Consider the following 11,393-nt stretch of genomic DNA (forward strand, 5'->3'; position numbering starts at 1 on the left):
GACTGCCTTCGACTACAACGGCCGTCCAATGCAATTAACGCATGGCACCCATCTGCTTTGCTCAATACGGGCGCCTGCTGGCAAAAAGGGCCCGACGGGCCATCAGGGCCTGACAAACCCAGCCAAATGATCGAATGACGGGTTGAGATAAGATCCGGCAATGGCTATCTGGTGCGATCTGAAGCGACCCCTCTTTGAGCAACAAGGTACGTGCCGGCATGATCCCAGATTTCCTCGTTACCCATTCCGGTGGCTTCCATGCCGACGAGTTGCTCTCCAGCGTTATTTTGACCCGGCTTTTCCCAAAGGCTCGTCTGATCCGCAGCAGGGAGCCGGAATGGATCACGCCCGGCATTGACCGCATCATCTACGATGTGGGTGGTGCATATGACGCCGCAGCGCGGATTTTCGATCACCATCAGCGCGGCGCGCCGTTGCGGGAGGATGGCCAGCCGTACAGTTCGTTCGGCTTGATCTGGAAGCATTTCGGCCGTGATTATCTTGAAGCCTCGGGGCTTCAAACGACTGACGTCGAGGCGGTACATGCCTCTTTCGATGCAAGCTTCGTCCTGCCGGTCGATCTCGTGGACAATGGCGTGCTTAGCCCCTCTGTTGCCGGGCCGCTGGCTGGGTTCACCTTGCCTGCTCTGCTGGAAACACTAAAACCGGTTTTTGACGACGTCGATCCCCAGGCAGAGGACCGTGGTTTCCAAAACGCTCTTGCGATCGCCCGCAGTTTCGTCGAGGCCAAGATTGCCCAAAGCGCTGCAAAATTGCGAGCCGAGGCGCTTGTGCGGCAGGCAATCGAAGACGCAGGCCAAGGGCGAATTCTTGAACTCCCGATGGGAATGCCCTTTCGCCCTGCCATCGTGAAGGCAGGCGCCGATCATCTGCTGTTTGTCGTTCATCCGCGCGCAACGGATTGGTGCCTAACCGGCATTCGCCGCGCAGATGATGTGTTTGAGCTACGGGCGGATCTGCCTGCGGCCTGGGCGGGCCTGACCAATGGTGATCTGGAGGCGGCTTGCGGCATCGAAGGAGCGAGCTTTTGCCATAATGGCCGTTTCATCGCCGCCGCCAAGACCCGAAAGGCCGCTCTCGCCATGGCTGAGCTGGCGGTAAAGGAGGCTATGTCCACCGGGTTGAAATCAGTCGTCAACGCCAGCTTGTCTTCGCGCGCAAATACCCCCGCCGGCTAATTCAGGATGTGCCGCCCGCGCTAAACGCCTGCATCATCGTCGAAGATCCAACGATGTGCCGTCTCCTTAAGGTGCAGATTGGGGATGGCTCCCGCTCTTTGCGCATCTCGATAAGCGTGCCGTGCGACGTCGAACGACGTTACCCACAGGATGGAACTCAAAAGCATCGCAATGATGTAAGCTTTGGCAGTCATCGAAGCATCGTCCTCGGCAAAATCCTGCATCCAATATCCAGCGACACTGACACCTGGCTGAACCGAGGGGACCCTTGTCACTGAGGCTTTGGATGGCTTCTAGCAGGTTTTGGGAGGCTTGGTTAAGCCGGCTTGCGCTCAGAGGCGATCAGGCGGGCGAGAATGGCCTCGCGCGCCATGCGTGAGCCGGCGAGACGCCGCCTTGTTCTCGCAATGACATCGGCTGTCGCCTCTTCAAGCGTGCCGGAATGGAAAGGCGGCTGCGGCGCATATTCCAGCGAGAGCTGAACCGTCTCTGCTTCCTCCTTTCCAAAAAGTGCGGCAACGACGGCCAGCCCGAAATCGATGCCAGCCGTCACTCCGCCGGCGGTGATGAGATTGCCGTCCTGAACTATACGGCCGGCAGTCGGAATGGCGCCGAAATTTGCCAGGAAATCCTGGGCATTCCAGTGCGTTGTCGCCTTCTTGCCGTTCAAAAGACCGGCGGCGCCAAGGACAAGCGATCCGGTGCAGACAGAGGTAATGAAACGTGCCTGAGCCGCCCTTGAACGAATGAAGGACAGCACCGTCTCGTCTTCAAGCAACGCATTGATACCGCCGCCCCCAGGCACACAGATAACATCGAGCTTTGGGCAGTCGTCGAATGTTACCGTCGGCTGAAGGGCCAGTTTCGTTGCGGAAATGACCGGTTGAGTGTCTTTCCAGATCAGATGGACCTCCGCGCCCTCCGTCGAGGCGAAGATCTCGTATGGGGCTGTGAGATCGAGTTGCTGAATGCCGGGAAAAACGAGCAGTCCGAAATGGATAGTCATGGTGCGTCTCCAATGGTTGACTTCGGCAAGCTTACGCGATCATTGTTTGGCGTATTTGCCAAAGTCCCCTCATTTTGAGCCAACCATGCGCCGCGTTGAGATCCTAGCCTTCGAGAACGCCCAACTGCTTGACATAACCGGTCCGCTGCAGGTCTTTACGAGCGCCAACGAGGCGGCACGCGCGGCCGGTCAGCCGAGGCCCTATGACGCGATCGCCGTAGCAACAAGCCGGCAAACGGCAACAACCTCGGGTCTGACGCTTGCCACAGCCTTGCTGCCCGATAACGATGAGACGATCGATACTTTGATTGTCGCCGGTGGCGTCGGCGTCAACAATGCATGCGAAGATGGAGCTCTTGTCGACTGGATCCGCCGGCGTTCACAGAGCGCGCGGCGCACCGCTTCGGTCTGCAGCGGCGCCTTTCTTCTCGCCGAAGCCGGACTTTTGGAAGGCCGGCGCGCGGTAACGCATTGGAATAGATGCAAGGAGTTTTCCAAGCGCTTTGCGAATGTGCGGTTGGAACCCGATCCAATCTTTGTCGAGGATGGCGACATATGGACCTCGGCAGGCGTCACCGCCGGCATCGATCTGGCGCTTGCGCTGGTGGAGGCGGATCTCGGCCGAAAATTGGCCCTCGCCGTCGCGCGCGAACTCGTCGTCTTCCTGAAGCGGCCGGGCGGCCAGGCTCAGTTCAGCACGATGCTCTCGCTGCAGGAAAGCGGCGATCGTTTCGACCGGCTTCATGGGTGGATCCTCGATAATCTGCGCAAGGACCTTTCGCTGCCGGCGCTTGCCGAACAGGCCAATATGAGTGCGCGCAGCTTTTCGCGGCACTATCGCCAGGCAACCGGCCGCACGCCTGCCAGGGCTGTCGAGGATATCCGTGTGGAGGCCGTCCGGCGCCTCCTGGAAGAAGGCTTTTCGGTTCGCCAGGCGCGCATAAGATCCGGTTTCGGTTCGGACGAGACCATGCGGCGGAGTTTTCTCAAAACATTCGGAACGACCCCGCAGGCCTTTCGCGATCATTTCGGGTAAAGGAATGGTCGCAAGGACGCGAAGCCGCGTCATTTCGAAAGTTGGCGCAATGCGCTTGTCTAAAGCAAAGGTATCGGCGCAAAGGAATCGGCGCTGAAGCGCGACCTTTCGAGCATCCCGGATCGCTCTGCCGGAAGACGAGCACGCTGAGGAGATCACATTTCTCGTTCCGCAAATCATCCGGCAGCCCAACGTGACTGGACAACTCGTCTCTTTGGGATAATCATCGTTTCGGGCTGAAGTTACATCGAAGGGGACCAACTATCGCCATATAGGAGGCCGAGATGAAGCAGCATGCACGCGATGACTTGCAGAAAATTGCAAAAGTCGATCAGGACTTCCTTAATCGAGAAATGTCGCGAACCCAACGGCTCGAACGTTGGATAGATCTTCTCGAGCGGAGTCCCCGACAGTTTCTTTCCACTTTGCGCGAAACCGAATTTCAGCCTAGTGAGACCAGGGCGGCAATGCGGACGGACAGTTCCCCAATCTCCGTCGCCTTTGCAGATCCGGTTCTTCGCGCCGCTGGTTTGGAAAACGACAGCTACGGGGAAGCAAAGCGCTTCTTCGAACTCACGGATCATGAGCTGCACGGAATTGTCTGCTACTGCCATTTCGGCGAAACGGTCAGTTCTTCCGTAGTCGCACGCTCCATTCGTCCGCTGCTCGCCGGAAGGCCACCGAGCCTGTTTGCCCGGTTGCGCAGGATGCTGACGCTATAGTCTACCCTAGGCGTTGCCGGCCGAGGCTGCTGGCCTTGCGGCGACGCCTCCAACTTGGTTGGATCGCATAACTAGGCTATCGACAGCTAAGTGTTGGCTTGGCAATCCCTGAGAATGCTAATTCTCAAGGGTCGCCTTGGCCGACGCCTGACGAATGGACCGATAGGGCGGCACATGCCGGGGGCGGCATGTCGCAAGGTTCAGTGCCCATCCGGCGGGATGGCCTCCTTGGGAATGTCCCCCGTAAGATTCTTCCGGTGAAAGATAAAGAGCCCCGCGATGACGATCACCGCGGAGCCCAGCAGAATTTGGCTGTCCGGCAGGTCGCCGAAGAAAAGGAAGCCGAGAGCAATCGCCCAGACAAGCAGACTGTATTGCAGCGGCGCAAGCAGCGAAGCCGGAGCAAGCTTCAGCGAGCGGGTGATCATCATGTGAGCACTGCCGGCCACAATCCCGAGCGCCAGCATCGCTGTGAAATCGAGTGCTGACGGGGAACGCCAGTTGCCGATGCTGAGCACCAGCCCGGTGATCAGGGCGGCAACCGTCTGCCAGGTGACGAGTGTCACGTCGCTCGTCAGACGCAGGCGACGGCCGAGCACCAAGGTCAACGCAAAAGCGAGGCTACCGACAAGAGCAAAAATCGATGGCCAGGATAGCATGGCAGCGGAAGGTCTGAGCGCAATTATAACGCCGATGAAGCCGATGACCACCGCGAGCCAGCGACGCCAGCCGATCGTCTCGCCGAGGAAGAAATGCGAGAGCGCCGCGACATAGATGGGGCCGGCCATGTAGAAGGTCATGACATCCGCGAGCGGCAAATAGGCGACGGCAGCGTAAAACAGCCCGACGTCGGCGGTCGTCAAAACGACGCGCAGGATCTGGAGGGGCACGCGCTCGATGCGAAACAGCATGGCGCTTCCCTGCCTTGCGATCAAAGGCGCGAGGATGAGAAAGGAGCCGAGCGAGCGCACCACCAGCACTTGCCCGACGGGGAAGCTCGCGACCAGCCATTTGCCCATTGCGTCGTTCAGCGAAAAGAGAAAATCGCCGAGCAACATCAAAAGCACGCCAATGACCAAGACATTGCCGGAATTACCGGCCACGCGAACACTCATGGCGCCCCTCTTAAAAAATGGATGTAGCGCGGGCTTTAACCGGTTTTGGGTTTTTCCCGCAAGCGGTCGCCCGGAAAGTTCGATTAGATCCACCTTCTTTGTCAGAACGGCACACAGCGATCGTGGAAGGTGGCCTTCCATGCTTGCCCGATTAAATTGGCCGCGACATGGTCGTGGATTTGCAAAGTTTAATACAATGTAGGCGAACGTGTCCGCGGCAACGATGCTGCCGCCGAAACGCAATTGCAGGTGTCACACCAATTTCGGCTGCTTCAAAATGGCGACCCCGTTCATTCACACTTTCGTATTCTGCTCCGCCGGTACAGATTCGAGACCCTGATCGCTTGACATCTTCTTCAACCTACGGCTGGCTTTAGGACGTCAAAATGACGCAGGCAGTTAAGCCATTTTGATGTTGACTGGGGAGGTCAGCGGGTCAACCGCCCGGCCGAATAACCGGGCCAAGGGAGGAGATTTCACGTGCTAAAGAAAGCTATCACGTTACTCTCGGCGATCGTCATTGCCGCAGGAGCCGGCTTCGTTTCGGCCGCCTACGCGCAGGGCAAAACCTACTACTGGATTTCGCACGGCTCACCGGCCGATCCTGTCTGGACTTATTTCCTGGCAGGAGCCAAGCTCTGGGCCGAAGACACCGGCAATAAGGTCAATACATCGTTCCACAACGGTGACGTTCCCGCGCAGCAAGAGGCTGTGAGGGCAGCAATTTCGGCAGGCGCTACCGGGATTGTGACCACCAGCCCGGACCCGGGCAGCCTCGTCCAAGTCGTCAAGGAAGCCAACGCCGCCAATATCCCAATCATCAACTTCAACACCCCCGACCCTCAGGCGAGCTTCAATGCATATGTCGGCGGTGACAACAAGGCTTTCGGCCGCAATTGGGCACAATATCTGGTTGACAAGAAGCTGGTAAAATCCGGTGACTTCGTCTGGATGCCGGTCGAAGTTCCCGGCGCGACTTACGGCGTGCAGGAAGAGGAAGGAATATCCAGCGTCTTCAAACCGCTGAACATCACCTGGGAAGTGACGGACGCAACGCTGGACCAAGCCGAAATCATTACGCGCATGTCGGACTACCTGACCGCCAATCGCTCGAAGGTCAAGGCAATCATCGGGCTCGGCGACCTTGTCACTGGAAGCATCAAACGGGTGTTTGATCAGGTCGGCGTCAAGCCTGGCGAAATCCCGGTCGTCGGCTGGGGCAACTCACCCGATACCACCCAGGAAGTTCTGACGGGCTACGTGAATGCCGCCCAATGGCAGGACCCGCAGGCAACCAGCTACATGGCTTTGTCAATGGCAGCCATGGCGGCCAACAAGATCCCGCCCGGCTTCAACATCATCACCGGCGCTCTCTATGAAAAGGACAAAGCGGCGATCTACGACAAAATTCTCGCCGGCAAATAGCATCGTCGAAAGACTTACTGGCTGTGTCACTCGGTTCAAACCGGGTGACACACCCCAATCGGTGAGCATCCATGCAACAACCTTCCCCTCTTCAACGCTTTGTTTCGAAGCCCGAATTCGGTCCGTTCGTTCTGTTAGTCCTTGAGCTCGTGATCTTCTGGTCATTCAATTCGGACTTCCTCTCGCTTCAAAACATCAGCAACACCCTCTCCTTTACCGTCGAACTCGGACTTATCGCACTGGCGATGACGCTGCTGATGACCGCAGGAGAGTTCGATTTGTCCGTCGGTTCGGTGTTCGGCTTTTCTGCCGTTCTGATGTGGACGGTCTATAACGGCAATCTGATGCCGCTTGGTGCCGCCTTCCTCGTGGCACTCGCACTCAGTCTCTTCATTGGCTTTGCCAATGGGTGGTTCGTCACCAAACTCTCCATCCCGTCCTTTCTCGTGACGCTCGGCATGCTCCTGGTGGTGCGAGGCACCGCCCTTTACATCACCGACGGCTTTCCGCAGCACACCTGGACGGCCGGAGGCAACTGGTTTGCCGCACTCTTGGCCGGGAGCTTCTTCATGGGCGGCTTCCGCATGTATATGTCGGTTCTGTGGTTCGCACTGGCGGCGTTTGCCGCCCACTTTATTCTCACGCAGACGAAATTCGGCAATTGGATACAGGCTTCCGGTGGCAATCCCAATGCGGCGCGCGCTCGCGGCGTCAACGTCAACCGAACCAAGATCTACCTGTTCATGGCGTCTTCGGCCATGGCAGCACTTGCAGGTGTGATCAGCTCGATCCGCACGTCGGCCGCAAATCCAAATAGCGGAACCGGCTACGAGCTTGAGGTGATCGCGATGGTGGTCATTGGCGGAACGGTATTGACCGGTGGGCGTGGCACGATCGTCGGAACGGTGCTCGGTATCTTCATTCTGCGCATCATGCGCAATGGTATCGTGATGGTCGGGGTACCAGGGCTTGCCTACAATATTTTCATCGGAGCCATCATCCTTGGCATGATGGCGCTGCATTCATGGCTAGAACGGCGACATAACGCGGGAGTGTAGACCATGTCCGAAGACCTTATCCGCATGGAGAAGATCAACAAATTCTACGGCCGTGTCCATGCGCTGCGCGACGTCAGCCTTACCGTCGAAACGCGCGAGGTGGTGGGCCTGCTTGGTGACAATGGCGCGGGCAAATCAACGCTGATCAAGGTGTTGTCCGGCGCCGTGCCACTGACGAGCGGAGACATCATCATCAAGGGGAGAAAAGTCGAGCTTAAAAGCACGGCGGATGCAATTGCGAACGGAATTGAGACGATCTTTCAGGATTCGTCCCTCGTTCCGCAGCTGTCGATCGCCCGAAATCTCTTTCTGGGGCGAGAACCCATCAAGGGAAGTCGCTTCTTTGGCCAATTGGACCAAGAAACGATGAACGCGTCGGCCCGCGACCTCTTGAAACGTGTCGGCATAACTAAGGATATTCCGCCGGAAACCGCCATTACTGCCCTGTCCGGGGGTGAACGCCAAGCGGTCGCGATCGCCCGCGCCATGCAGTTCGATAGCGACCTGATCATCTTGGACGAGCCGACCAACAATCTGGGCGTTGCCGAAACGCAAGGGGTTTTGCGTTTCGTCCGCGAAGCGCGCGACACAGGCCATTCCTGCATTTTCATCGCCCACAACATCCACCATGTCTTTCAGGTGGTCGATCGGATCGTCGTCATGCGGGGCGGAAGGGTGGTGGCAGACGACATAGATCCCAAAAAGACGACAATCGCGCAGGTCGAAAGGATCATTACCGGTGAGGAAATGCTCAATGCCATTAAGGTGTGAGCCTATTCCAGCGACCAAATTGACCTTGAACCCTTTTGGTGCTCTGAGATGGTATTTACACGGGTTCAAGACTTGCCGTCATGCCCAATTGGCACGGCATTAAACGGGCCACCCTCGTGATCTCCTAAAGCTATGGAGGCCTGATCATTTTTCATTGTCTTCAATGGCATTGAGTGGCAGTGAGAATGTATAACGCCGTCAAGCGCGTCGACATTGGAGGAACCCCCCACATGAACTTCATCTTGAACCGCCGTCAGGCACTCATCGCGATGGGCGCCGCCGGCGCCGCAGCCGCGCTTGGAATGCCAGCGCGCGCCGCGACGAAGCGCAATCTTGCAGTGCTAAATCTTGCCAGCCATGCGCCGAGCTTCATCGCCCATGAACGCGGCTACTTCAAGGATGCCGGTCTCGACATCGAGCTGAAGTTCTTCGAAGCGGCCCAGCCGATGGCGGTGGCGATCGCATCCGGCGATGCCGAGTTCGGTGTGACGGCAATGAGTGGCGGTCTTATCAGCCTTGCCCAGAAGGGTGCAATCAAGGTCGTCGGCGGCGCGCTGACGGAAGAAAAGGGCATTGTCGGAGCGGTTATCCTGGCGTCGAACAAGGCCTATGACGCCGGATTGACCGATCCTTCGAAGCTCGCGGGCAAGAGCTTTGGCATCACGACGGCCGGATCATCCTTCCATTTCATGGCTCACAAGATCGCCGCGGCAAACAACATCAATCTTGCCGATATTAAACTTCGCCCGCTGCAGAAGCTTGGCGCCATTGTCGGCGCGCTCTCGACCGGCCAGATCGATGCCTGGGCCATCCAGGCCAATGTGGCGAACAGGATGATTGGCGAAGGTGCGGCCAAAAAGATTGGCCTCGTCTCGGATTACGCGCCGAACTATCAGGTGACGACGGGCTTTACGTCAACCAAGAACGCCAAGGACGACCGGTCGCTCACCCAGTCCTTCATCACCGCCTATTCAAAGGCGATCGACGACTACAACGCCGCTTTCGTCGACAAGACCGCAGACGACGCCGAGCGCGATCGACTGGCGAAGATCTGTTACAAATATGTCGAAAGCGACAGCCCCTATGAAGTTGCCAAGCAGAACCTGATCGAAGGTGCGATGCGCATTAACAAGGGAATGGCAATTTCGCTCGATAGCTGCATCGAGCAGCTTGAATGGTTCAAGTCGGAAGGCATGGTCAAGGACGCTATCACCAACGACCAGCTTTTCGATACATCCTTCGTCAAGACGATCTGATGCGCTCGGGGAGCAAACCGGAGGCCCAAGCGGCCTCCGGCGGGGAGACCTCATGGACCTGAAACTCAAAAACATTACTCACTCCTATGGATCCGTCGAGGTTTTGCGCGACGTCTCCCTCGATATTCCCGAGGGGCAGATTGCCTGTCTGATCGGTCCTTCGGGCTGCGGCAAGTCTACCCTACTGCGTTTGCTTGGCGGATTGGAACGCCCCTCCTCCGGCGAAGTCCTGCAGATCGGCCAGCCTCCAAAGGATTGTCTCAACCCGCTCACCTATGTCTTCCAACACTTTGCCCTGCTGCCCTGGCGCACGGTTGCGGGCAATATCAAGCTCGTGCTCGAGGACCACGGCCTTGGCCGCCGCGAAATGGACGATATCGTCACGAATGTCCTGGAGCGCACGCGACTTTCGGAGTTCCGCAACGCCCTGCCCAAGCAGCTTTCGGGCGGAATGCGCCAACGGGTCGCGATCAGCCGTGCACTTGCCGTCCGACCCGCTGTGATGCTGATGGACGAGCCACTTTCGGCGCTCGACAGCCAGACCCGCGAACTCTTGATGGAGGACCTGATTTCACTCTGGACCCGCCAGCCCTTCACGTCGGTCTACGTCACCCACAATCTCAACGAGGCGGTCCGGCTCGGCCACCGCGTCGTCGTCCTGTCTCGCCGTCCGGGACGCATCCGTGAAATCGTCGACATCGATATCCCGTTGTCCGAGCGCCATCTCGGCGATCCGGTGCTCGAAGAAAAGCAGAATAAGCTTTGGGAGCTGATGCGGGAAGAAGCGATCGCCGCCGACAAGGAGTTGGTCAATGTCTGATGTCCGCACGCTTCCGGGCCAACCTTTCCTACCCAGGAACGACGAGAAAGGGCAGAAGGCCTTGCCTGTCCAGCCCGTCCCGTTCCGCGGCGGCGGATTTGCGCCAAGACCGGTTCGCGGCATGGCACTCGCTGTGTTCGCAATTCTGCTCGTGCTTGCCGAGATCGGAACCCGCACCGGCATCATTACCAGCCTCACTCTGCCGCGCCCGACCGCCGTCTTCGAAACGCTCCTACAGCTCTGGCAGACCGGCGGCCTCTGGAAACATCTGATCCCCTCGCTGCAGCGCCTATTCATCGGTGCGGCGCTTGGCATTTCGGTCGGCATCTCGCTCGGCGTGCTGATCGGCCTCTTCAGCTATGTCCGCGCCGGCCTCGTTCCTCTGGTGGCCGCGCTCTTTCCCATTCCAAAGATCGCGCTCCTGCCTCTCTTCATCATCTGGTTCGGTATCGACGAGATGTCGAAATACGCGCTCATCGCTTTCGGCACGTTCACGCCGACTGTCGTCGCCACCTATGGCGCGGTCGACAACGTCGACCGCTCGCTAATCCGCATGGGCCAGAGCTTCGGGCTGAGCTGGTGGTCGATCGTCCGCAAGATCGTGCTGCCCGGTGCCTTCCCCGCGATCCTATCCGGCCTGCGCGTTTCCATCTCGATCGCGATCATCCTGCTCGTCGCGGCGGAAATGCTGGGCGCGCAATATGGCGTCGGCTCCTATATCCTCGAAGCCGGTTCGCTCTACGATCTCGAAAAGCTCTTCGCGGGCGTCACCATCTTGTCGATCATGGGTCTGATCGTGAATTTCGTCATCGGCGGGGTCGAGCGACGGTTCCTCGGCTGGCGCGAATAAATATCGCTCGACATTCCGGTGGAGCAACTGTTGGCAGTGCGACGTGAAGTTGCGTGAGTGATTGTTTTACGGGTGATCCTTGGACCGCCCGATAGAACCTGTCGTTCCTCCGGCAGTAGCCTAGGGATACAGGCA

General features: G+C 58.2%; 12 protein-coding genes. 9 read left to right on the top strand and 3 right to left on the bottom strand.

All coding sequences use genetic code 11. The features are described 5' to 3' along the window. The first annotated feature begins 218 nt into the window (after window positions 1-218). Window positions 219-1,199, top strand: coding sequence for an MYG1 family protein (locus PY650_RS26500; protein ID WP_285882578.1), 981 nt, complete (start codon window positions 219-221; stop codon window positions 1,197-1,199). Window positions 1,200-1,219: 20 nt separating this feature from the next. On the opposite strand, the gene PY650_RS26505 is transcribed toward PY650_RS26500, so the two are convergent. Together PY650_RS26505 and PY650_RS26510 are read right to left on the bottom strand one after the other, a co-directional pair. Next, window positions 1,220-1,423 carry a hypothetical protein gene (locus tag PY650_RS26505; protein WP_285882564.1) on the bottom strand — a complete coding sequence of 68 codons (204 nt, stop codon included), beginning with the start codon at window positions 1,421-1,423 and terminating at the stop codon, window positions 1,220-1,222. A gap of 92 nt (window positions 1,424-1,515) precedes the next feature. Further along, window positions 1,516-2,205 carry a DJ-1/PfpI family protein gene (locus PY650_RS26510; RefSeq protein ID WP_285882565.1) on the bottom strand — a complete coding sequence of 230 codons (690 nt, stop codon included), beginning with the start codon at window positions 2,203-2,205 and terminating at the stop codon, window positions 1,516-1,518. 85 nt (window positions 2,206-2,290) lie between these two features. Between PY650_RS26510 and PY650_RS26515 the strand changes: the two genes are divergently transcribed. Next, on the top strand, window positions 2,291-3,241 hold the full coding sequence (locus tag PY650_RS26515; protein ID WP_285882566.1) for a GlxA family transcriptional regulator: 951 nt from the start codon (window positions 2,291-2,293) through the stop codon (window positions 3,239-3,241). A gap of 284 nt (window positions 3,242-3,525) precedes the next feature. Next, complete coding sequence (locus PY650_RS26520) at window positions 3,526-3,963, top strand: hypothetical protein (RefSeq protein ID WP_285882567.1); 438 nt, start codon at window positions 3,526-3,528, stop codon at window positions 3,961-3,963. 200 nt (window positions 3,964-4,163) lie between these two features. Here PY650_RS26520 and PY650_RS26525 read toward each other — a convergent pair whose 3' ends face one another. Continuing rightward, window positions 4,164-5,078, bottom strand: a complete 915-nt coding sequence (locus tag PY650_RS26525; protein ID WP_285882568.1) for a DMT family transporter — start codon at window positions 5,076-5,078, stop codon at window positions 4,164-4,166. A gap of 495 nt (window positions 5,079-5,573) precedes the next feature. On the opposite strand from PY650_RS26525, the gene PY650_RS26530 reads away from it, so the two are divergent. The 6 genes from PY650_RS26530 (at window position 5,574) to PY650_RS26555 (ending at window position 11,258) form a co-directional block, all read left to right on the top strand. Continuing rightward, entirely contained in the window at window positions 5,574-6,503 is a 930-nt protein-coding gene (locus PY650_RS26530) for a substrate-binding domain-containing protein (RefSeq protein WP_432761589.1), read from the top strand. A gap of 71 nt (window positions 6,504-6,574) precedes the next feature. Further along, window positions 6,575-7,561: an ABC transporter permease gene (locus tag PY650_RS26535; protein ID WP_285882569.1), complete on the top strand. Its 987-nt coding sequence runs from the start codon at window positions 6,575-6,577 to the stop codon at window positions 7,559-7,561. A gap of 3 nt (window positions 7,562-7,564) precedes the next feature. Further along, the gene (locus tag PY650_RS26540) at window positions 7,565-8,332 is read left to right on the top strand and encodes an ATP-binding cassette domain-containing protein (RefSeq protein WP_285882570.1); all 768 of its coding nucleotides are present in this window, start codon (window positions 7,565-7,567) and stop codon (window positions 8,330-8,332) included. A gap of 230 nt (window positions 8,333-8,562) precedes the next feature. Beyond that, window positions 8,563-9,588, top strand: coding sequence for an ABC transporter substrate-binding protein (locus PY650_RS26545; protein ID WP_349644517.1), 1,026 nt, complete (start codon window positions 8,563-8,565; stop codon window positions 9,586-9,588). Between the two features lie 52 nt (window positions 9,589-9,640). Then, entirely contained in the window at window positions 9,641-10,408 is a 768-nt protein-coding gene (locus PY650_RS26550) for an ABC transporter ATP-binding protein (protein ID WP_285882573.1), read from the top strand. Continuing rightward, entirely contained in the window at window positions 10,401-11,258 is an 858-nt protein-coding gene (locus tag PY650_RS26555; RefSeq protein ID WP_285882574.1) for an ABC transporter permease, read from the top strand. Before PY650_RS26550 ends, PY650_RS26555 begins: the two co-directional genes overlap by 8 nt. Window positions 11,259-11,393 lie beyond the last annotated feature (135 nt).

The sequence above is a fragment of the Martinezella calliandrae genome, assembly GCF_030272695.1.
GTDB classification, from domain to species: domain Bacteria; phylum Pseudomonadota; class Alphaproteobacteria; order Rhizobiales; family Rhizobiaceae; genus Rhizobium; species Rhizobium calliandrae.

Coding starts and splice junctions, on each gene's coding strand:
- PY650_RS26525 (WP_285882568.1), bottom strand. CDS start 5,078: ATGAGTGTTCGCGTGGCCGGTAATTCCGGCAATGTCTTGGTCATTGGC.
- PY650_RS26505 (WP_285882564.1), bottom strand. CDS start 1,423: ATGCAGGATTTTGCCGAGGACGATGCTTCGATGACTGCCAAAGCTTAC.
- PY650_RS26515 (WP_285882566.1), top strand. CDS start 2,291: ATGCGCCGCGTTGAGATCCTAGCCTTCGAGAACGCCCAACTGCTTGAC.
- PY650_RS26520 (WP_285882567.1), top strand. CDS start 3,526: ATGAAGCAGCATGCACGCGATGACTTGCAGAAAATTGCAAAAGTCGAT.
- PY650_RS26510 (WP_285882565.1), bottom strand. CDS start 2,205: ATGACTATCCATTTCGGACTGCTCGTTTTTCCCGGCATTCAGCAACTC.
- PY650_RS26535 (WP_285882569.1), top strand. CDS start 6,575: ATGCAACAACCTTCCCCTCTTCAACGCTTTGTTTCGAAGCCCGAATTC.
- PY650_RS26540 (WP_285882570.1), top strand. CDS start 7,565: ATGTCCGAAGACCTTATCCGCATGGAGAAGATCAACAAATTCTACGGC.
- PY650_RS26550 (WP_285882573.1), top strand. CDS start 9,641: ATGGACCTGAAACTCAAAAACATTACTCACTCCTATGGATCCGTCGAG.
- PY650_RS26555 (WP_285882574.1), top strand. CDS start 10,401: ATGTCTGATGTCCGCACGCTTCCGGGCCAACCTTTCCTACCCAGGAAC.
- PY650_RS26545 (WP_349644517.1), top strand. CDS start 8,563: ATGAACTTCATCTTGAACCGCCGTCAGGCACTCATCGCGATGGGCGCC.
- PY650_RS26500 (WP_285882578.1), top strand. CDS start 219: ATGATCCCAGATTTCCTCGTTACCCATTCCGGTGGCTTCCATGCCGAC.